General features: G+C 64.5%; 19 protein-coding genes. 8 read left to right on the forward strand and 11 right to left on the reverse strand.

Features of this window, described 5'->3' with window-relative positions; all coding sequences use genetic code 11:
- Nucleotide 1: 1 nt before the first annotated feature.
- From IEJ03_RS11935 to IEJ03_RS11950, 4 genes are all read right to left on the reverse strand, one after another.
- Entirely contained in the window at nt 2–427 is a 426-nt protein-coding gene (locus IEJ03_RS11935) for a universal stress protein (RefSeq protein WP_192035074.1), read from the reverse strand.
- Between the two features lie 9 nt (nt 428–436).
- Nucleotides 437–1759 carry a TRAP transporter large permease subunit gene (locus tag IEJ03_RS11940; protein ID WP_192035075.1) on the reverse strand — a complete coding sequence of 441 codons (1323 nt, stop codon included), beginning with the start codon at nt 1757–1759 and terminating at the stop codon, nt 437–439.
- Complete coding sequence (locus IEJ03_RS11945) at nt 1749–2294, reverse strand: TRAP transporter small permease (RefSeq protein WP_192035076.1); 546 nt, start codon at nt 2292–2294, stop codon at nt 1749–1751. The genes IEJ03_RS11940 and IEJ03_RS11945 overlap by 11 nt, the downstream gene beginning before the upstream one ends.
- Before the next feature lie 219 nt (nt 2295–2513).
- The gene (locus tag IEJ03_RS11950) at nt 2514–3539 is read right to left on the reverse strand and encodes a TRAP transporter substrate-binding protein (RefSeq protein ID WP_192035077.1); all 1026 of its coding nucleotides are present in this window, start codon (nt 3537–3539) and stop codon (nt 2514–2516) included.
- Nucleotides 3540–3734: 195 nt separating this feature from the next.
- Here IEJ03_RS11950 and argE point away from each other — a divergent pair, with 195 nt between their 5' ends.
- Nucleotides 3735–4889, forward strand: coding sequence for an acetylornithine deacetylase (argE, locus tag IEJ03_RS11955; RefSeq protein WP_192035078.1), 1155 nt, complete (start codon nt 3735–3737; stop codon nt 4887–4889).
- A gap of 34 nt (nt 4890–4923) precedes the next feature.
- Nucleotides 4924–5640, forward strand: coding sequence for a glutamine amidotransferase (locus IEJ03_RS11960; protein ID WP_192035079.1), 717 nt, complete (start codon nt 4924–4926; stop codon nt 5638–5640).
- Here the strand turns inward: IEJ03_RS11960 and IEJ03_RS11965 are convergent.
- Together IEJ03_RS11965 and IEJ03_RS11970 are read right to left on the reverse strand one after the other, a co-directional pair.
- Nucleotides 5637–6608 carry a DMT family transporter gene (locus IEJ03_RS11965; protein WP_192035080.1) on the reverse strand — a complete coding sequence of 324 codons (972 nt, stop codon included), beginning with the start codon at nt 6606–6608 and terminating at the stop codon, nt 5637–5639. The two genes, IEJ03_RS11960 and IEJ03_RS11965, sit on opposite strands and share 4 nt — an antisense overlap.
- A gap of 184 nt (nt 6609–6792) precedes the next feature.
- The gene (locus IEJ03_RS11970) at nt 6793–8490 is read right to left on the reverse strand and encodes a DEAD/DEAH box helicase (protein WP_192035081.1); all 1698 of its coding nucleotides are present in this window, start codon (nt 8488–8490) and stop codon (nt 6793–6795) included.
- 534 nt (nt 8491–9024) lie between these two features.
- On the opposite strand from IEJ03_RS11970, the gene IEJ03_RS11975 reads away from it, so the two are divergent.
- Nucleotides 9025–9474, forward strand: a complete 450-nt coding sequence (locus IEJ03_RS11975) for a YaiI/YqxD family protein (protein ID WP_192035082.1) — start codon at nt 9025–9027, stop codon at nt 9472–9474.
- Between the two features lie 241 nt (nt 9475–9715).
- Here the strand turns inward: IEJ03_RS11975 and IEJ03_RS11980 are convergent, their stop codons facing one another.
- Nucleotides 9716–10723 (reverse strand): glutathione S-transferase family protein, encoded by a 1008-nt coding sequence (locus IEJ03_RS11980; RefSeq protein ID WP_192035083.1) that lies wholly within the window; start codon nt 10721–10723, stop codon nt 9716–9718.
- Nucleotides 10724–10829: 106 nt separating this feature from the next.
- Nucleotides 10830–11735 (reverse strand): LysR family transcriptional regulator, encoded by a 906-nt coding sequence (locus IEJ03_RS11985; RefSeq protein ID WP_192035084.1) that lies wholly within the window; start codon nt 11733–11735, stop codon nt 10830–10832.
- Nucleotides 11736–11840: 105 nt separating this feature from the next.
- On the opposite strand from IEJ03_RS11985, the gene IEJ03_RS11990 reads away from it, so the two are divergent.
- From IEJ03_RS11990 to IEJ03_RS12005, 4 genes are all read left to right on the forward strand, one after another.
- Nucleotides 11841–12695 (forward strand): pirin family protein, encoded by an 855-nt coding sequence (locus IEJ03_RS11990; protein WP_192035085.1) that lies wholly within the window; start codon nt 11841–11843, stop codon nt 12693–12695.
- Between the two features lie 282 nt (nt 12696–12977).
- Entirely contained in the window at nt 12978–14642 is a 1665-nt protein-coding gene (locus tag IEJ03_RS11995) for a peptidoglycan DD-metalloendopeptidase family protein (protein ID WP_347400981.1), read from the forward strand.
- A 536-nt stretch (nt 14643–15178) separates the two neighbouring features.
- Nucleotides 15179–16528 carry an MFS transporter gene (locus IEJ03_RS12000; RefSeq protein ID WP_192035087.1) on the forward strand — a complete coding sequence of 450 codons (1350 nt, stop codon included), beginning with the start codon at nt 15179–15181 and terminating at the stop codon, nt 16526–16528.
- Nucleotides 16529–16670: 142 nt separating this feature from the next.
- Nucleotides 16671–17360, forward strand: a complete 690-nt coding sequence (locus IEJ03_RS12005) for an SDR family oxidoreductase (protein ID WP_192035088.1) — start codon at nt 16671–16673, stop codon at nt 17358–17360.
- A 28-nt stretch (nt 17361–17388) separates the two neighbouring features.
- On the opposite strand, the gene IEJ03_RS12010 is transcribed toward IEJ03_RS12005, so the two are convergent.
- Entirely contained in the window at nt 17389–18009 is a 621-nt protein-coding gene (locus IEJ03_RS12010; RefSeq protein WP_192035089.1) for a LysE family translocator, read from the reverse strand.
- Nucleotides 18010–18267: 258 nt separating this feature from the next.
- On the opposite strand from IEJ03_RS12010, the gene IEJ03_RS12015 reads away from it, so the two are divergent.
- Nucleotides 18268–19689, forward strand: coding sequence for a PLP-dependent aminotransferase family protein (locus IEJ03_RS12015; protein WP_192035090.1), 1422 nt, complete (start codon nt 18268–18270; stop codon nt 19687–19689).
- A gap of 85 nt (nt 19690–19774) precedes the next feature.
- Here the strand turns inward: IEJ03_RS12015 and IEJ03_RS12020 are convergent, their stop codons facing one another.
- Entirely contained in the window at nt 19775–21019 is a 1245-nt protein-coding gene (locus tag IEJ03_RS12020) for an ROK family transcriptional regulator (RefSeq protein WP_192035091.1), read from the reverse strand.
- 14 nt (nt 21020–21033) lie between these two features.
- Nucleotides 21034–21345 (reverse strand): hypothetical protein, encoded by a 312-nt coding sequence (locus IEJ03_RS12025; protein ID WP_192035092.1) that lies wholly within the window; start codon nt 21343–21345, stop codon nt 21034–21036.
- Nucleotides 21346–21492: the final 147 nt, after the last annotated feature.

A 21492-nucleotide genomic window follows, 5' to 3' on the forward strand; every position in this document is an offset into this window, starting at 1 on the left:
CTTAGCGGATGACAAAGACCGAGCAATCGGCATGTCGGACCACGCGCTCGGCTGTCGAGCCGATGAAGTAGTCGGTGAGTCCAGGCCGGCTGGCCATCATCAGAATGGCATCGGCACTGATCTCCGCGGCGTACTCGAGAATCTGATCATGAGCAGCGCCCTCGCGGGTGATGACATTCATGGTGACGTTCTCCAGCTGCAGCGACTGCGCCAGGCCCTGAAGCTGGGTCAGTGCCTCGCGTCTCGGCTCGGCATCGTCACTCTCGTCCAGCTGAACGACGAGCGAGTCCCCGTGAACCCTGGTCGGATCTACATAGAGCAGGGTGATGTTGCCCGACCCGTCAATCAGCAAACGGGCGGCTTCACGCAGTTCGGCGACATGCTCCTGATGAACAAGGTCGACGGGTATCAGAATCTGATTAAACATGGCGTCACCTCAACCCATTACTTTATTGGGCAGCCAGAGCACAATTTCAGGGAAAATCATGCACAAGATCAGCACCACCAGATTCACTGCGATAAAGGGCGTGACTGACCGGTAGATCTCTCCCATCCCGACATCGGGGGGAGCAATGCCTTTCAGGTAGAACAGTGCGAACCCATAGGGCGGCGTCTGCACGGCGATCAATATATTGAGGATCATCAGCACACCGAACCAGATCGGGTCATAACCCAGGGACACGGCGATCGGTGTAAACAGCGGCGCGCACATCAGCACGATGATGAATTCATCGATGATGAAGCCCAACAGCAACATGATCAGCTGGAACAGGATAATGATCATGATGGGCGGCAGATCCAGGCTGGCAGCGAGATCAGCCACCATGCTCTGCACCCCCATCAGCAGATGGAAGTTGCTGAACACCGAGGCGCCGAAGATGATCCACATGGCCACGCTGACCAGGGTGGCGGTCTGAAGTCCTGCAGACCGGAACATGGCCGGCCGGAAGCGCTTGTAGAGTATCGCCAGCAGAATGGCACCGAAGACGCCTATGGCCCCCGACTCGGTCGGGGTGGCGATGCCGGAAATGATGCTGCCCAGCACGACAAAGATCAGCAGTAGTGCGGACAGGCCATCGCGAAGGATGACGAACTTCTGTTTCGGCGTGCGCTCTGGCGCGGCGGAATCCTCCTCATCCTTGGGGGCTCGGGAGGGATTGAGCCAGCAGCTGATGACCACATAGGTGATCAACAACACGATCGTCAACAAGGCCGGCATCATGGCACCCAGGAACATGCGTCCGACCGAGTTCTGGGTCGCGGCGGCGAACATGATCATGGGGATGCTGGGGGGAATCAGGATACCCAGGCCACCGCCCGCCATGATGACGCCCAGCGCCAGGCGTCGATTATACCCGCGGTCCAGCATGGGACGCAGGGCGATGCTGCCGGAGGTCATGATGCCGGCACCGATGATGCCGACCATGGCGCCGATCATCGAGCAGACCCCGATCACGCTGATGGCCAGGGAACCACGCACCCGCCCGATCAAAAGCTGGCTGGCGTTGAACATGGCATCGCCGATGCCCGACTTGGTCAGCAACTGCCCCATGTAGATGTACAGGGGAATCGCCAACAGGATAAAGCTGAAGAAGGTCGACTCCAGGGTCGTCGGGATGACGTTGAAAATGCCTTCGCCCCAGGTCAGGTAACCGATGGCCATGGCGATCCCGCCCAACGCCAGGCCCACGGCGGCTCCCAGCGCGAAGAAGATCAGGATGCACAGCAACAGCACCCCGGTCAGCAGTTCAATGCCCATGATGGACCCCCTCTTTTTGTTTCAGCAGCGGGGTGCCCGTCGCCAGATAGAAAATATCGTTCAAGGAGTCCCGCAAGAACTGCGCAATAAACAGCGCACAGGCGATGATCATCATTAGCCAGAAGTGATACATGGGAGGAGCCCATTCACTCTGCCGGCGATAATCGTACTCTAGTGCCTCGAACAACTTGCCCGTGCTCACCTTCACGATAATGATCAGGAAGAAGATGGCTAGCACGTAGCCGATGAGGTTGAAGACGCTTTTGGCCTTGGGTGAGACCTTGAGGTAAAGAATATCGACGTTGATGTGTGCCCGTTTCTGCTGGGCATAAGCACCACCCAACGCCGTGATGTAACCGAAGAGAAATAGCGATAAGTCGTAGGCCCAGATGGTGGGACTACCCAATACGTAGCGCGCGAACACTTCAAAGACGACGATACCGGCCAATACCGGCATCAGATAGGAAGCAGCTTTGCCCGTCAGCATGACGATGAGGTCAATACCGCGGCAGAGCCCCCTCAGTAAAGTAAGCATCTCAAGGGATCTCCTGAAATCATGCAAAAGGCGGAAAGCACCTTACGCACTTTCCGCCTCCTCCTGGCCTTCTCGTTACTGCGGTTTAAGGCGATGCGTCGTCACATCTCCCACAGACGAAGGCCCGATACTGGCACTTTAGAGCGGGGAAGCGTTGCCTTGGCATGCTACCCCCGCTTTCAAGAGCGATAACGCGAAAGGCGAAAAGCCCAGGTGTTATCAGTAACCAGTTTCGTTCAGGATCTCGATCAGCTGCTTACTGTATTTGTCCTGTTCAGCATACTCGGCACGGAGAGTGGCACCGGCTTCGGCCCAAGCCTCTTTATCCGCTTCGCTCGGCTCCGGGCTCCACTGCAGCCCGTTGGCCTTCATTTCTTCCAACGCCTCGCTTTCCCACTGCTTGGACATGGTCAGCTGTTCTTCGGCGTGGATCTCGGTGGCCTTGCGCACCGCGTCCTTCAGCTCGTCAGGCAGCTTGTTCCACTCGTTGCGGTTGACGACGATCGGCAGAACCTGAGCGCCAGCCAGGGGCAGCGGGTACATGTACTTGGCAACCTCGACGTGGTTACCGTCGCGGTGGTCGATCATGTTGCTGCCGATGGAACCGTCGATGACACCGGTGGCCAGACTGGTGTAAATCTCGCTCCAGGCCATGGAAACCGGGGAAGCCCCGAGGTTGCGCAGGAACTTGCCATAGGCACCGGGAGCGCGAATCTTGAGCCCCTCGAAATCTTCGACCGATTCGATCGGTTCCTTGGTCAGGATGTACACCGGCGGCTGAATATAGGGCTCAAGCCATACCATGCCCTGGGAGCCGTAGGCCTCCTCCAGCACGTCACCCCAGCCCTTTTCGTGGAAGAGGCTCTGGAGTTTGTCGGTGTCCGCGGTGCCACCGGGCAGGCCAATCTCGACCACCCCGGCCGGCAGCTCACCCGCGTGCATCGACTGGAAGGGAGCGCCCATGGTGATCAGGCCAGACTTGACCGCACCCAGCAGGCCGGTGGTGCCGACCCCTTCGCCCGAGTACAGAACCTGGACATTGATTTTGCCGTCAGAAAGCTCCTCGATGTTCTCACCGAGATTTTCGTAGAGCTCGCCAAAGGCGGTGCCGCGACTGTACAGGTTGCTGAAGCGCCAGTTGTATTCTGCAGCGGCCACATCAGCGGCAGCGACGCTGAATGCCAGTCCTACGCCAAGCGCCGATTTGGAAAAGCCTTTCTTCAGACTGCTGAATTTATTCAACATATTATTATCCTTCTAAGAACAAATGGAGTACGTCCAGGTCGACAATAGTAGGATAAACAACTAACGAATCGCAAACCCGGCGTTCAACGTTCAGCGTTCAGCGTTCAAAATTAAGAACACCCCAATTTTGCAATCACCTCGTCAGTATGCCGCCCCATGGTAGGCTAGCGCCATTCCCCGTTCAGGAGCCAGATCATGACCGCCACCGCCCTGCTCGAGACGCTGGTGGGCTTCGCCACCGTCTCCCGCGATTCCAACCTCGAGCTGATCCGCTTCATCGAGGGCTATCTCGACGACTACGGCGTGCCCTATCGGCGCATCGAGAACGACGACGGCAGCAAGGCCAACCTGCTGGCCCGCATCGGGCCGCAGGTCGAGGGCGGCGTGGTGCTCTCCGGGCACACCGATGTGGTGCCGGTGGAGGGCCAGCCCTGGTCGAGCGATCCCTTCACCCTGCGCGACGGTGGCGACGGGCGCCTGTACGGCCGCGGCACCTGCGACATGAAGGGCTTCATCGCCTGCGCCCTGGCCCAGGTACCGCAGTGGGTCGAGCAGCCGCTGGAGCGGCCGATCTACCTGGCGCTTTCCTATGACGAGGAGATCGGCTGCCTGGGAGCGCCGCGTCTGATCGAATCGCTGATGGCGAATGAGCCGCGCCCGGCGGCGGTGATCGTCGGCGAGCCGACGCTGATGGCGCCGGTGGTGGCCCACAAGGGCATCACCAACCTGCGTACCACCGTCACCGGCCAGGCCGCCCATTCGAGCCAGGTGTATCAGGGCGTCTCGGCGATTCACGTCGCCGCGCGACTGGTGACTCGCATCGAAGACATCATGGAGGAGCTGAAGGCCGAGGGGCGCCTCGACGAGGCCTTCAACGTGGCGCATTCGAGCCTGCACGTCGGCCGCATCCATGGCGGCACCGCCATCAACATCAAGGCGCGGGAGTGTCATTTCGACTGGGAGATACGCCACCTGCCGAGCGACAGCTTCGAGACGCTGTATGCGCGCTTCGAGGCCTACGCCCGGGAACTCGAGGCCGAGATGCAAGCCCGCGCGCCGGGTACCGGCATCGTCACCGAGCACATCACCCAGACCGTGCCGGCACTCGCCGACCGGGACAACGCCGCGGCGGTAACGCTGTGCAAGACGATGCTCGGCGACCGGCCCAGCGAGGCGGTGGCCTACACCACCGAGGCCGGCCAGTTCCAGGGCGCGGGGCTGCCCACGGTGATCTGCGGGCCCGGCAGCATCGGCCAGGCCCATCAGCCGGATGAATATGTCGAGGGTGAGCAGCTCGCGGCCTGCGACGCCTTCATGCAGGCGCTGGGCGCGCGGTTGGCCGAGGACTAAAATGAACGCTTCGTCACATCACCGAGAGACCCCGATGCCTCGCCTGCTGCTGATCAAGACCGGGAACAGCTTCCCCGACGTCATCGCCGACCACGGCGATTTCGAGGCGCTGTTCCAGGCGCAACTGCCCGACCACGCACTCACCGTGTGGGATGCCCGAGGGAATACCCCGCTGCCCGATCATGAGGCATACGATGGGGTGCTGATCACCGGCTCCCACGCCATGGTCAGCGACGCCGAGCCCTGGAGTGAGGCGCTGAAACCCTGGCTGCGCGAGGCCTGCGACCGCAACCTGGCACTGCTCGGGGTCTGCTACGGCCATCAGCTGCTGGCCGAGGCACTGGGGGGACGAAGCGGCTACCACCCGGACGGTCGCGAGGTAGGCACCTTCGAGGTCACGCTCACCGAGGCCGGCCGGGCGGATACCCTGCTCGGCGCCCTGCCCGCGCGCTTCCCCGCGCATCTGACCCACGCCCAGTCGGTGCTCACGCCGCCGTCAGGCGCCGTGGTGCTGGCCGCCAATGCCCACGACCCTTACCAGGTGCTGCGCCTGGGACCGCGCCAGTGGAGCGTGCAGTTCCACCCGGAATTCACCGCACCGGTGCTGCGGGCCTATCTTGAGCACCAGCGCGAGGGGCTTCTGGAAGCGGGTCAAAACGTCGATGCCCTGTGCGAGAGCATCGACGACACGCCCGAGGCCAGCGGGTTGCTCGCGCGCTTCGCGGCCAGCGTGAGTAGCTCCCCCCGCTAGCGCCGGTCATCCTCCGCCACGGGGTTAGCCGAAAGCTCCTCCACGGCGGCTCCTTCCTCCTCAAGCACCGTCTGTGGGTCGGGCGCACCAGCGGCGGCCTTGCGCCGCTGGCGGGTCAGGTCGAGCAGGCCGCCGCCCAGCAGGGCGGCGATGATCAGCGCACCGCCGACGAAGGCCAGCGGTGCCGGCGTCTCGCCGACCCACCACCACACCAGCAGGGTGCCCACCAGCGTCTCTAGCAGCAGCACCAGGCTGACCTCGGCGCCCGGCAGGTAACGCGGGCCGGTCTGGATGCAGAAGTAGGCGCCGGGCAGGAACACCAGACCCATCAGCGCCAGACGCTTGGCGTCATCCGCCGAGGGCAGCTCGGCGCCGCCCAGCAGTAGTGCGGGCAGCAGCATCATCGCGCAGCCGATCGGCAGGATGACGGTGGTGTCCACGCCCTTCTGGGCGCTGGCCACGGTGGTGTTGACGGCCAGTGCCAGCGGCAGGCCGAGCGCCACCACCAGCCCCAGCGGGTTGCCCTGCCCTACCTCACCGGCCGCCATCAGGCAGGCACCGGCCACGCACAGCACAATGATGCCCCAGGTCTGGCGGCGCAGCCGCTGGCCGAAAAGTAGAAGGCCGATCAGCCCGGCGATCAACGGCGCCAGATTCTGGATCACCAGCACGTTGCCGGCGGCGGTCAGGCGATTGGCAGCGACGAAGCTCCAGCCCCCGCAGGCGAAGGCCAGCGGACACCAGAGCGCCGCCGGGCCGCAGGCGCGCACCGCGTCCGGCAGCCTGCGTCCGTAGCGCAACAGGGCCACCAGGCCGAGCACCAGGCACAACAGCAGCGCCCGCCAGAACATGAAGGTGGCCACCTCGACCTCGGTGTCCTTGACGAAGAGCGCGTCCGGCGACAGCAGCAGCACCCCCGCCCCGGTGATCAGGTAGCCGCGCAATCGCCACGACAGTCGTTGCCACATCCTCCACCTCCGATCAGCCGCGCCAGCCAGGCCGTGGCGCCACTTTAGAAAACACATACAAAAACGCAGGCCGGGGAATCCCCGGCCTGCGTGATTACTGCCTGGCGCATCGACTATCCGACAGCGGCTAGCGTGGCGCCATCACCCTTTGGTACCAGGGTGTGCCTGTCTCGTGATTAAGTGCTCAGGCCTGCGAACGGCGACGCACGGGGGCGTCGTCGTTGTTGCGACGGCGCGGTGCGCGCTCCGGCGCGCCGCTGTCTTCGCTGATCTCCAGCGGACGGCCACCGACCTTGGCGCGGGCCATCTTGCTGAGGATGCTGGCCGGCAGGCTGCTCGGCAGCTCGACCACGGAGAAGGCGTTGCGAATATCGATGCGACCGATGCGGGCGCCTTCGATGCCACCTTCGTTGGCCAGGGCGCCGACCAGCTGGCCCGGCTTGACGCCATCCTTGTGACCGACGGCGACGCGGTAGCGGGTCATGCCCTCGCGCGGAGCGCTGTCACGACGCTTCGGCTTGCCATCACGGCTGTTGCGATCGTTGCGCTCCTTCGGTGCCTGCATGCGACCGATCGGTGCTTCGTCGGCGCGAGCCATGGCGGCGAAGGCACAGGCCAGCTCGACCGGGTCATGGCCTTCAGCGACCAGGCGCTCGACCAGCGTACGCTGCTCGTCGCTGCCGGCGGTCAGGGTGCCGACCACACGCTGATGGAAGATCTCGTCGCGATGGGCGCGAATGGCGGCCTCGTCGGGCAGCGGCATGTCGCTCAGATGCTGGCCGGTGGCCTGCTCGATCCAGCGCACCTTGCGGGTCTCGCGGAAGCCAACGAAGGTGATGGCTACGCCGCTACGACCGGCACGACCGGTACGGCCGATGCGGTGGGTGTAGGCCTCGGAATCCTGCGGCAGGTCATAGTTGATGACGTGGGTGATACGCGGCACGTCGAGGCCGCGAGCGGCCACGTCGGTTGCGATCAGCACGTCGACCTTGCCGCGCTTGAGGCGCGTGATGGTGCGCTCGCGCAGGCTCTGGTCTAGATCACCGGACAGGCCAGCGGCGTTGACGCCGCGTGCGGTCAGCTGCTCCACCAGGGTGGTGCAGGCGGCACGGGTCCGCACGAAGACGATGGCACCATCGACCGGCTCGACCTCGAGAATGCGCGACAGCGCCTCGAGCTTGGCACCGCCTTCGACGCGCACCATGCGCTGGTCGATGCTGTCAGCGGTACCCTGAGCGGCCTCGATGGTCACCTTGACCGGGTCGACCAGGTAGCGATTGACGATACGCTCGATCTCGGTCGGCAGGGTCGCGGAGAAGAACACCCGCTGAGCGTCTTTCGGGGTATCGGCGACGACACGCTTGACGTCATCGATGAAGCCCATGCGCAGCATCTCGTCGGCTTCGTCGAGCACCAGGGCGGACAGGCCGTCGAGCTTCAGGCTGCCACGATCCAGGTGATCGATGATGCGGCCGGGGGTGCCGACCACGACCTGGGCGCCACGCTTCAGGGCACCCAGCTGCTCACGGTATTCCTGGCCACCACAAAGGGTCGCGACCTGCAGGCCCTGCAGGTTCTGGCCGTACTTGCTGAAGGACACAGCGACCTGCTGAGCCAGCTCACGGGTCGGCGCCATCACCAGCACCTGGGGCTCGCGACGGGCGAGGTCAACACGCGACAGAATCGGCAGGGCAAAGGCAGCGGTCTTGCCGGTACCGGTCTGAGCCTGGCCGATCATGTCACGGCCTTCGAGCAGGGCAGGAATGGTCTGCGCCTGAATCGGAGAAGGAGTTTCGTAGCCCAGGGTTTCGAGGGCAGTCAGCACGGCAGGCAGCAGTGCCAGTTCGCCGAAGCTCGGCGAGGCGACAGAAGTCGAGGTCATCAATCACACCTTGGTAGGCCGGTCAGTACCGGCAACAGAGTTTGGTGGCGTCCCCGACCCGAAACACGCAATAGCACAGGATCCACGAAGGGCCTGTAGGGTCGAATGCGAGCCACCCCATGTCGGGGCTGGCTCGGGGCGGAGTCTGGGACGCCGGTCGCACCTGGCATTCGGTTCGCGTCGTAACACGGGCATGGCCCGGATCAAACGAGCTTCGAACAAGCACGGGGGCCTGCCGGAAACTCTCGGCGAACCGCTGTGGCGACCTTACGCGCCTTGCCATCGGGCAGTGGGCGCTCCATCTACAAATCCAGGCGCACTGGGCGAGGCCTTGGGCCTGCCCCGGGCGAACACTTGGCGAGCCCGGTCACAGCGCTTGGTCGCGGATCATCGCGCCTGGCGTCTTGCGAAAGCTTGCCATCCCAACCTAATGAGGCGGGTGCAATTCGTCATGATGGTGGGGGTCAACACATGCGAGGAGAGCGCATGCTATCATCGCGCTCCTTGCCATGCCAGCCTTTTCGGGAGCCGTGAATGCCTAGCCTGTGGGTCGATGCCGATGCCTGCCCGCGTGTCGCACGCGAGATCATCGTGCGTGCCGCCGAACGCACCCAGACGCCGACCTGGTTCGTCGCCAACCACCAAGTACCGCTGCCGGCCTCGCCCTGGGTCAAGCCGCTTTCGGTGGCGAGTGGCTTCGATGCCGCCGATGACGAGATCGTGCGCCGCCTGACACCCGGCGACCTGCTGATCACCGCCGACCTGCCGCTGGCCCAGGAGGCCATCGACAAGGGTGCTGCAGTGATGACCAACCGGGGCGAGACCCTGGATCGCAGCAATATCCGCGCTCGGGTACAGATGAGGGATTTCATGGAGACGATGCGCTCCAGCGGCGAGCATACCGGCGGCCCCAAGGGCTACTCCGATGTCGATCGCCGAGAGTTCGCCAATGCCCTGGACCGCTGGCTGGCCAAGAACGCCTGAGCAGGTCGCCTCTTACAGATTCGGCGCACACAAGGACAGGCATGGGAGCGCACTCCAGCCGCGAGCACACCGGCGGCCCCAAGGGGCTCTCTCATAGGACTGCCGGGACGTGGATCGCCGAGAGTTCGCCAATGCCCTGGACCGCTGGCTGGCCAAGAACGTCTAGCCCCTCTCGACGCAGACTCCGACCAGCACCATGAAGCCTCCTGAAGACAGGAGGCTTTCTAATGACGCCAACTTGCTATGCCGGCTTACGGCGAACGCCCTGACCCGGCAGGCGCTCACGGTCGTGGGGGCGCTCGAGATCGAGGGCGGGGCCCTTGGGCACGATACGGGTCGGGTTGATGGTGTCGTGGCTGTAATAGTAGTGGCGCTTGATGTGATCCATGTTCACCGTCTCCCTGATGCCCGGCCACTGATAAAGCTCGCGGAGATAGTGCGAGAGGTTCGGGTAGTCCTCGATGCGCCGGATATTGCACTTGAAGTGGCCGTGATAGACGGCATCGAAGCGGATGAGGGTGGTGAACAGGCGAATATCGGCCTCGGTCAGCCACTCGCCGGCCAGGTAGCGATGCTCACCGAGCCGCGCCTCCATACGGTCGAGAGACTCGAACAGCGCGGTGACATGCTTCTCGTAGACGGCCTGATCGGTGGCGAAGCCTGTCTTGTAGACGCCGTTGTTGATGTGGTCGTAGACATCGGCGTTGATCGTGTCGATGGTCTCGCGCAGATCGGCAGGGTAGAAGTCCAGGCGATTGCCGGTGATGCCGTCGAAGGCATCGTTGAACATGCGCAGCAAATCGGCGGATTCATTGCTGACGATGTTGCCGGCCTGCTTGTCCCAGAGAGCCGGGACTGTGACGCGGCCCGTGTAGTGCGGGTCGGTCAGGGTATAGAGCTCCCGATGGTAGTGCGCCCCATTGATCGGATCGCCACTCGAGCCCTCGTCCTGGTGATAGCTCCAGCCCTGATCGAGCATCAGCGGGCTGACGTGGGAGCTGCCGATCAGGTCATCGAGCCCCTTCAGGCGACGCAGAATCAGGGCACGATGTGCCCAGGGGCAGGCCAGCGAGACATAGAGATGGTAGCGGCCGGCCTCGGCGGGGCGCCCCGGCTGGCCATCCGGGCCTTCGCCGCCACCGGCGGTCACCCAGTCGCGCAGCTTGGCCGACTCGCGGACAAACTCGCCGCCATGCTTCTTAGTGTCATACCACTGGTCGTGCCACTTGCCGTCGATCAACAGGCCCATATGCCCTCCTCAAAGATGGAAGATTCATCCTATGGAGCGAGAGCCTACGCCCATTTCTTCGACGCTCAAGCGCGTATTTTCCGGCATTTCATTCGATCAGATCGAATCATTTCGGCGAGACCACCGCCTCCCACTCCCTCACCGACTGCATCAGCGCCGCGGCCAAGGCACGGGTTGCCGGCCCCGCCCGGTCACGATCGCGATGGATCAGCTGGATCGGCACCTGGCGATGACCACCGACGATCAGCGGCAAAGGCACCAGTTGCCCGCTCGCCAGCGCATCCTGGATCAGCGTCTCCGGCAGCCAGGCGAAGCCCAGGCCCCGCTTGAGCATGTCCACCGAGGTGCCCAGGTGGCTGACCGTCCAGCGCTGCTCGGCCTTCAGCCAGCCCGAATCCATGGTCTCGCGCTGCGCCGAATCACGCACCACCAGCTGGCGATGCTGCACCAGGTCCCGCAGGTCCAACGGCCGCTCCAGCCGGTGCAGGGCATGTTCGGGATGAGCCACGGCCACGAAGGTCAGGGTCGTCAGCGGCTCGCCGAGGAAGCCCTGCGCCGCCAAGCCCGAGACGACCAGATCGGCCCGGCCGTCGTAGAGCATCTCGACCCCGCCGTTTAGTACGGTCTCGTGCAGCTGCACGCGTACGTGAGGAAAGGCGGCCGAGAAACGCTGCAAGGCCTGCGCCAGCGCCTCCGGCGGGAAGATCTGATCGATGGCCAGTACCACCTCGGCCTCGAGCCCCTCGGCGAGGCTGTCGGCGACGTCCTCCAGCGCCTCAGCGTTCTCGATCAGCTGGCGAGCCCGGCGCAGCAGCATCTCGCCGGCCTCGGTGAGCCGCACGTTGCGCCCCACCGGCTCCATCACCTTGACGCCTAGCTGCTCCTCGAGCTTGTGCACGGCGTGATTGAGCGTGGAAGGGCTCTTGTGCACGACCTGAGAGGCACGGGCAAAGCCGCCGTGATCGACAACCGCGGCCAGCATCCGCCACTGAGCCAGCGTCACTCGAGACATTTCGATTTCCTCGAATCATTTGAGCAAAACTATGCGCTATCGTTGCGCTGGGTGCATGATCAACAATCTCCGCCATCAACACCACCCCCTGATAGAGGATGGCTCATGAACACCACCTCAGAACGCATCACCCGACGCATCCAGCGCCGCCTCACCGCTCAGCCCAGCCAGGACGGCGACGGCGTCAAGATCAAGCGCCTACATGACTTCGGCGGCGGCATAGATCCTTTTCTGATGCTCGACGAACTGGGCTCGGACCAGCCGGACGACTACATCGGCGGCTTCCCGCCCCACCCGCACCGCGGCATCCAGACCCTGACCTACGTGATCCACGGGGGCCTGACTCATGAAGATCATCTGGGCCATGCAAGCACCATCGCGGCCGGGGACGCCCAGTGGATGCACACCGGGCGAGGCATCATTCACTCGGAGATGCCGCTCACCGACCAACAGGGGCTGCATGCCTTTCAGCTGTGGCTGAACCTGCCCCGTCGCGACAAGCTGAGTCCCGCCACCTACCGGGATGTGAAGGCCACCGAGATGCCACAGCTGACCGAGGGCGGCGCGCACCTCATCGCGTTGGGCGGGTACTGGCAGGCCAGCGGCGGCGAGGCCATCGAGGGCCCGCTGACGGCCCTGGCCGGCCAGGGTGCGGTGGCCCACCTGTTACTGGAGGCAGGGGCGTCGCTTGAGCTCAACGCAAAGGCGCCCACCCTGCTGGCCTATGTCTTCGAGGGTACACTCACGATCGCCGGCGAGACCGTCGGCGCCGGAGAGTTGGTCCGCCTGAGCGAGGGAGACCGGCTGGTGCTGTCGAGCAACAGCGGCACTCAGGGCCTGCTGCTGGCCGGCACCCCTCACCACGAGCCGATCGCTCACTACGGCCCCTTCGTGATGAATACGGAGGCGGAGCTTCAGCAGGCGTTGCGCGACTACCGGGACGGTACCCTGACCGGCTGATCCCCGGCTCGGATCGGGCCCGCGGCAGTGCCAGAGCTTTATCGGGAACTTCTGAGCAAAACAGCGTTAATTTTCTGGCATGCTGCGCCTTTTATGACGACACTTTCCAGACCCTGTTTAGGCTGGCGCATGTCGCGACTAGCTGTACATTCTTACAGACTAGGCAGCTAATACGCCATGGGGTAAGGTTCTGATGCCTTTTTATATCCATTTGATCCTTACTGGCCCTTATCCACTATGTTGCGAATCCTTCATTCGCTACCGCGCACGCACAAGTTTCTCTTGTTACCCGTCGCCACGATGGTCACCGTGCTGGGCGCGCAGCAACTTTACACCGCCGTATCGGCGTCGGACGACGGCGCAGGTGATGGCGAATTTACCGTCATCGAGGCGCCCATCGGCGCATCCGCCACCGCCCAGGTCGCTCGGGCGGCTTCTTCCGGCGAGATGCCCGAGCGGACGCGCCCCTCACTACGCAGCGACGAGGAAGGCTATGTCCCCCTCGCCGATCTTCGGGCACAGGAAGTCGTCGACATCAACTTCCTGGCCAAGGCCCATGCCGACGCGCCGGCCGCCGCCCCCCGCCTGATCCCCCAGGAGAGCACCGGCCGCACCGCCGATGATTCCGCCGGGCTCGTTGCCGGCGAACCGCCAAGCCTCGACCCCGACGTGCTTCAGCTGGCCAGCCACCTGGCCGACCTCAACCTCGATGCGGCCGCCGAGGACGGCACCTCCTACGAGGATTTCTCCGCCGATCCGTTGTGGCTGGTCGATGACGACCCGTCGCTGGAGGCGGAGATCGTCGCTCACCAGACCTTCGTGCCCCAGTGGGAAACCTACACCGTGCAGTCCGGCGACACCTTCGCCGTGCTCGCCGAGCGCACCCTGGGCCTGGGCTACAGCGAGGTCATGCAACTACTCGACGCCCTGCCGGACAAGAACGTACTGACTCGCTGGCGCGTCGGCCAGAACTTCGACTATCAGGTGGACCAGAACGGGGAACTACTCGCGCTGCGCATCATGAAGAACGCCCGCAGCGGCTACCTGATCGAACGCACCAACACCGACCAGCAGGCCTTCGAGATCGCCGACATAGAGAAGGCCGGCGAGGCAACTCAACGCCTGTTCGCGGGCACCGTGAACGGCAGCTTCGCGCGCTCGGCACAGTCCACCGGCCTGACCTCCAGCGAGGTCGCCGAACTGACGAACGTGTTGTCCAAGAAGCTCGACTTCCGCCGCGACACGCGGCGTGGCGACAACTTCCAGGTCCTGATCGAATCCGACATCATCGACGGCCAGAGCCTCGACTCACGCATTCTAGCGGTACGCTATCAAGGCGCGCGGATGGATCTGACGGTGCTGCGCAACAGCACCGATAACCGCTTCTATACCCCGGACGGCCATAGCCTGGACCCGGCCTTCAACCGCTACCCCTTCAGGGGTCATTACCGGAAGAGCTCGTCGTTCAACCTGCGCCGCAAGCACCCGATCACCGGCCGCATCAGCCCCCACTACGGCACCGACTTCGCCATGCCCACCGGATCCGCGGTGCGCGCGCCGGCGGACGGTCGCGTGGTCAAGTCCGCGTATCATCGCCTGGCGGGCAACTACCTGGTGGTACGCCACGACAACGGCTACAAGACCCGCTACCTGCACCTCTCCAAGCGCCTGGTCAGCGAGGGTGAACGCGTCACCATGGGCGAGCGCATCGCGCTGTCCGGCAATACCGGGCGCAGCACCGGCGCCCACCTGCACTACGAGGTGATCGTCAACGGCAACCGGGTCGACGCCATGCGCGTCGACCTGCCGGAGAATCAGAGCCTCTCCGGCAATGCCCTGGCGGCCTTCCAGCGTGAGGCCGAACCGCTGCTGGCTCGCCTGGAAAACAGCGACGACAGCACCGCCATCGCCCAGGCCCAGCCCGTCCAGGGCGCCGACGACAGCTGACCCGACACCATCAGCCCGAGGCAAGCAAGCCTCATGACGCCCTGCCCCAGCACCGCTGCGGCGGGGCGTCTTGATGACGGGGCCTGTCTTGTGGCACTCACTGCCCTTCGAGCCCGGACTTCGAGCCCGGCACCCGTTACCCGTCACCGCCCCTCGGCTCCCTCTTCAGCCCTGTCGTCAGCCCTGTCGTCAGCCCTGCCTTCAAGCCAGCATGGCCTTCAGGCATGGCGTCGTGCACCGCGCCCTCTCCTTTCTCCTTGAGCGTTATTCCTCCCCGGCCTGGGGCATCTCTGCCACCTAGCGGTGCAATACGCACCATCACGGCCCGCCCAACCGATGCCTTGTCGATGGAAGTAGAAAACAGTGAATTGATATTAAAGAAAAAAACATAAAAAGGCAGGCTTATTGCTTACTCTTTACCAGTCACTATCAGGCGTAGACCAGGCTCCTTAGGGGTACGAGTGCGTCGGACTCAACCTTCAACGGCGAAGGCCCAAGATCGTGTGTTCGAACGTCATTCGGCGAGGTATTCCCCTATGGAAATCCGCAACAAAGCCAATAAGATTCGCCTGCTCAACTGGAAGACGCCTCAGATGCGGGCCTTCCACTTTTCCTGGTTCGCCTTCCACATCTGCTTCTTCGGCTGGTTCGGCATCGCCCCACTCATGGCAGTGGTGCGTGACGATCTGGGCCTGACCAAGACCCAGATCGGCAATACCATCATCGCCTCGGTGGCCATCACCGTGATCGTGCGACTGGCCATCGGTGTGCTGTGTGACAAGATCGGTCCGCGCAAGGCCTACACCTGGCTGCTGTGCCTGGGTTCGCTGCCGGTGATGTGCATCGGCTTTGCCGACAGCTTCGAGTCCTTCTTCCTGGCCCGCCTGGCCATCGGCGCGATTGGCGCTTCCTTCGTGATCACCCAGTACCACACCTCGGTGATGTTCGCCCCCAACGTGGTCGGCACCGCCAACGCCACCTCCGCGGGCTGGGGTAACCTCGGTGGCGGCACCACCCAGATCCTGATGCCGCTGATCTTCTCAGGCATGCTGATGCTTGGCGTCAATGAGGCCTTCGGCTGGCGCCTGGCCATGGTGGTCCCCGGTATCGTGCTGTTCCTGACCGGCATCGCCTACTACCTGTTCACCCAGGATGCCCCGGACGGTAACTTCGACGAGCTGCGCGCCCGCGGTGAACTGCCCGAGGCCAATGGTGAACACGGCATGGGGGCAAGCTTCGCCGCTGCCGCCAAGGATATCCGGGTCTGGGCCCTGTTCGTGGTCTATGCCGCCTGCTTCGGTGTCGAGCTGACCATCAACAACATCGCCGCCATCTACTACTTCGACAACTTCGACCTGACGCTCGCCACCGCCGGGATGATCGCCGGCCTGTTCGGCCTGATGAACCTCTTCGCCCGCACCCTGGGCGGCATCTTCTCCGATCTCTTCGCCCGCAACTCGGGGCTCAAGGGCCGGGTGCGCTGGCTGTTCATTGCCATGCTCTGCGAGGGCGTGGCGCTGATGTTCTTCTCCCAGATGCACGTACTGGCCCTGGCCATCGGCATCATGCTGGTGTTCAGCCTGTTCGTGCAGATGGCCGAGGGCGCCACCTTCGGCGTAGTACCCTTCATCAACAAGAAGGCGCTGGGTGCCGTGGCCGGCATCGTCGGCGCAGGCGGTAACGCCGGTGCCGTGGCCGCGGGCTTCCTGTTCCGCTCCGAGTCCCTGACCTATCAGGAAGGCCTGTTCTACCTCGGCATCGCGGTGATCATCGCCGCGCTGTGCGCCCTGTTGGTGCGTTTCTCACCAGAGGTCGAGGCCGAGGAGAATGCCGCCTATCGGGAGGCCGCCGGCGAGCAGCCGCAGGCCGCCCTGTCCCTGCGCTGATCCTCTTCCCTTCACGCATAGGCCGTCGCCACCGCCGCCCCTCGGGGCGGCGGTGGCGTTTTCATGCGGCGCAAAACCATTGCGCGCCTTTCGCGCCTTCGCCATGCTGGAAGCATCCGCGGATTAATTAGAGGGAATACAGATGAACGATCGCGTCCTGCTGATTACCGGCGCGTCCAGTGGTATCGGCGCCGCCACCGCCCGTGCCGCCGCCCGCGAAGGCTTTCGCCTGGTGCTGGCGGCCCGCTCCCGCGACAAGCTCACGGCCCTGGCTCAGGAGCTCGGCCCGGAGAAGGTACTGACCGTGAGCTGCGACGTGACCTCGATGGACGACCAGCAGGCCATGGTCGAGGAAGCCCTGGAGCGCTTCGGGCGCATCGATGCCGTGTTCGCCAATGCCGGGCGCGGCGGCTCGCCGGGCGGCTTCAAGGGCGCCGACCACGAGGCCTGGAAGGAGATGATTCTGACCAACATCTACGGGGTCGGCCTGACCCTGCAGGCCTGCCTGCCGGCGCTCGAGCATACCCGGGGCCACGTGCTGCTGACCGGGTCGGCGGCCGGGCGCGCCACCATCCCGGGCTCGATGTACGGCGCCACCAAATGGGCCGTCACCGGCATCGGCTACAACCTGCGGGAGGAACTGCGCGGCAGCGGCATCCGGGTGACCCTGATCGAGCCCGGCATGGTCGATACCCCCTTCTTCGACGAACCGCCCACCCACGCCCTGGAAGACAAGGACATCGCCAACGCGGTGCTCTACGCCATCGACCAGCCGCCCCACGTCGACGTCAACGAGATCCTGGTGCGCCCCACCCCGCCGCTCGAGGGCTAGCCGGTCGGCCCCTGCGCCAGTCCCTGAGTCAGCCCAGGATCATCAGCACACAGGCCGCGGTCAGCAGCCCCATCACCGCATTGAAGACCCGCCAGTGGCGGCGGGTCTTCATCAGCCGGCCGACCGCCACGCCGAAGCCCGCCCACAGCGCGATCGACGGCAGGTTGGTCATGCCCATCACCAGGATCACCGCCACCGCCGAGGCCAGGAAGGCATCGCCAGACAGGGTGAAGGAAGCGATCCCCGAGATCGCCATCACCCAGGCCTTGGGGTTGGCGAACTGGAAGGCGGCGGCTTGCCAGAAGGTCAGCGGGCGCGCGTCGTCATCCACCCCGCGCCGATCCGGCGGCGGCGCGGTGGCGATCCGGTAGGCCAGCCACAAGAGGTAGGCACTGCCGGCGATCTTGAGCCCCCGCTGCAGCGGCGGCCACTGCTCGAAGAGCGCGCCCAGGCCCAGTGCCACGGCGCCCATCAGCCCCATCACCCCGATCGAGATCCCCAGCATGTGCGGCAGGGTGCGCAGAAAGCCGTAGTTGGCCCCGGACGCGGTCAACATCATGTTGTTGGGGCCGGGGGTGGCCGACATGCTGATCGCGAACAGCATCATCGGACCGACCAGGGCCAGCAGCTCGGGCAAGGGAACGGACATGACAGCCTCCTGTGGGTGATGGGAATAGCAGGCCGCCGACATTGTAGGGGTACAATTTCGGCGAAAGTTCCTGACAACGGCGGCAATTGCGCACACAATTGCAGTATGCGCCGCTATCCGTTCCGATCAAGCAAAGCTTTGTCACCCCGACATTGCCCGGTCTAAGACGTTGCCCCGTCCCCCTGACCATCGGCCGCGGCGGCCGGCCCCTTTCGCCTTTTCGTCTCTTCCGCCGTCTTGCCGCTGGAGCATCGCCTCATGGATATTCAGGCCCAGGCCCGCGCCCGCTGCCACTGGTTACCCAATCTCGACGCCGCCGCTACCCCGCGCTACCAGGCACTGGTCGACCGGCTGGCCGCCGACATCGCCGCCGGCACCCTCGCTCCCGGCGAGCGCCTGCCGCCCCAGCGCCTGCTGGCCGATGCCCTCAAGGTGACCGTCGGCACCATCACCCGCGCCTATCGCGAGGCCGAGCGCCGTGGCCTGGTCGAGGCCCGGGTCGGCAGCGGCACCCGAGTGCGCACCCTGGCGGCGGATGCACCGCGCTTTCACCATCTGTCTCACGCCGCCGATGGCAGCGTCGACCTGTCGCTGAGCGTGCCGGTCCCCCATCCCATGCGCGCCCAGCAACTCGCCACCGTGCTGGAGCGTCTGGCCCATCGCCCCGGGGCCATCGACGCCGCCCTGGCCTATCACCCCGAACAGGGCAGCCAGGCCAGCCGCGAGGCACTGGCCGGCTGGCTGACGGAGCAGGGCGTGCCCATGGCCGCCGACGAGCTGATCCTCACCAGTGGCGGCCAACACGCCGACTATCTGGCCCTGCAGGCGCTGGTAAAGCCCGGCGAGGCGGTGGCCTCGGCGGCCCTGACCTACCCGGGCATGATCGCCGCCACCCGTCAGCTCGGCCTCAAGCACGTGGCGGTGCCGATGGACGCCGAGGGCATCCGGCCCGAGGCACTCGAGCGGCTCTGCCTGCAACAGCGGATCCGCCTTCTGTACCTGATGCCGGAGCACAACAACCCCACCGGCGCCCGCATGGGGCAGGCGCGACGGGAAGCGATCGTCGAGGTCGCCCGGCGCCATGATCTGCTGCTGCTGGAAGATGGCGTGCAGTTCGTGACCGCCGAGACCCGCGGCACGCCCTTCTACCGGCTGGCGCCGGAGCGCTCGCTGTATATCTTCAGCGTCTCCAAGTTGCTCGCCGGCGGCCTGCGCCTGGGAGCCCTGCGAGCGCCCGCCAACCTGGTGGCACGCCTCACCGCAGCATTGCGCGCCCAGTACTGGGCCGTGCCCGAGCTGATGGCAAGGGTCGCCGCCGACTGGCTGACCAGCAGCGATGCCAGGACGCTGATCGACTGGCAATGGCAGGAAGTGGCCGCGCGCCAGCGGCTTCTCGCCGAGCGCCTCGAGGGCCACCGGATCGGCGCCCACCCCTGCGGCTTCCACGCCTGGCTGACGCTACCGGAGCCCTGGCGGGCGGTGGACTTCGTGGCCCGCGCCGCCGAGCGCGGCGTGACCCTGATCGGCGCCGACCCCTTCTGCGTGGGCAGCCAGCCGGCCCCTCAGGCGGTGCGCATCTGCGTGACGCCTCCCGCCGAACGTGCCCGACTCGACGAGGGCCTGACGCGTCTGACCGCCCTGCTCGCCGAGGAGCCCCGGCGGGATTCGCCGCTGGTCTGAGGGCCTGGTCCGAGCTCGCCCGCACAAGCAGCCGCTTCACGGAATGTATGAGAGGAGAGACCCATGCGGCTCGCCTCCTCAGGGATTACAGATGGAGGCCCGGCGTCGACGGACTCTGACGCAGCAGCGTGTTCTGATCGATCATGTATTCCGTCGATATCTGGAAGGCGGCTGCACCGAGTGCACGAGCGATGCCGCCGAAGTGACCCGGCTTGATATCGGGTCGAGTGACGCCCTGCATATCCAGTCGGTCGAGCTGCCGCTCCACCTCGCCCACGAGACGCTTCCGAATCGAGGGTGGGAAGGCGCCGTCGATGACCACGGCTTGAAAGTCGATGACCGCCAGGGTGGAAATGATCGCATGCGCCAGGCTCCGTCCCGCCCGGCTGATCCAGGGTTGAACATGGGATTCCACTGCGGCCCAGTCATCGGCCTCGGGATTGAGGTCGCGCAACGGTTCACCGCTATGGTCCGCAATCATGCGCTCGAGGACGACAAGGGAGGCATGATCGACCAGACGATCGCCCCCGGGCTCATCGGGCACACGCAGTGGACCAAAGCCGCCTGAATTCCCGCTACGTCCGGGGAAGACGCTACCGTTCAAGACGACACCGCCGCCGATGAAGGAGCCCACGAAGAAATAGACGAAATCCTGTGCCGTTTCGGGGGGGCCGAACACCAGTTCGGCCCGGCAGGCCGCATTCCCGTCGTTTTCCACGGTGATGGGCCAGGGCACGATCTCCTTGAACGCCGCCACCGGATCGAAACTCCGCCAGGCATCCATCTCCTGCTGGGGAGCACCGAAATCAGCGACCCAGCTCCAAAGTTCGAAGGGCATGGCGATATTCATCGCGGAGATGTCGCTCTGCGACCTGCCGGACGAACGCAGAAGCGAGGTCAGTTGCTCCTTCAGGAAGCGCAGAGTGGCGGAGGGGGTGGGATAGGCATGTGACTCGGTTCGCCTGGCAAGCACCTCTCCAACAAAGTTCACGATGACCAGATCGAAGGTGCGTCGGCCAATCTTGAGCCCCACGTAATGTCGTGCATCCGGGTTCAGCATCATGGGGACCGAGGGCTGCCCGATTCGACCACGAATCGGGGTGCCCCGCAGAAGCAGCCCATCAGCCTCCAGGGCTCGAAAGATGACCGACACGGCATTCGGCGACAGTCCCGTTAGCCTTGTCGCATCGGCCTTGGTGAGCTTTCCGTGGCTGCGCACTAGATGCAGGATCAAGCGTTCGTTAACCCCTCTCACCGTCGTCAGATTCGACCCTTTCAACGGATGAGCGCTCAAGTGCTCTTCGTGATGATCTCCATCTCTGTTCTGCATACTGACCCCTAGGTTCATGGAACAGCTGCGGCACCCGAGGCCACAAGGTAAAAGCTGTCGTCGCTCTTTTCGCTGTCGTACTTTTCGCTGCCGTACTCGATGCCGTCTGACACCATGCCTGCAAACCGCGTGGCGTCCCTATGCGACCAAGGTGAAGCGGCACCCGGAATCGACGACTGTTCTGCAACCAGCGTCATCAGGCTGACGCCCCGTTGGATCGCGATCATCCTCCGGCGATCGATGCCCAGGGGCTCGATACCCACAACAGCATCGCTCTCCAGAGGTCCGGCATCGCAGCTTGTCGCAGGGCAGTCAGCACGCGCCATGCCTGATGCCCCGACGACACTCCGCCTCCAACAGGCGTTGTACTTTGGTCCCAGAAACCGCCGCTGCTGTTGACTCCTCATGCACGCAGCGCCTATACCGGAATGCACACCACCTCAGGTGTAAGACGAAATGGCAGGAAAAGAGAG

Origin of the sequence: Halomonas sp. YLGW01, assembly GCF_014840935.1 — a bacterium.
In the GTDB taxonomy this organism is placed as follows: Bacteria; Pseudomonadota; Gammaproteobacteria; order Pseudomonadales; family Halomonadaceae; genus Onishia.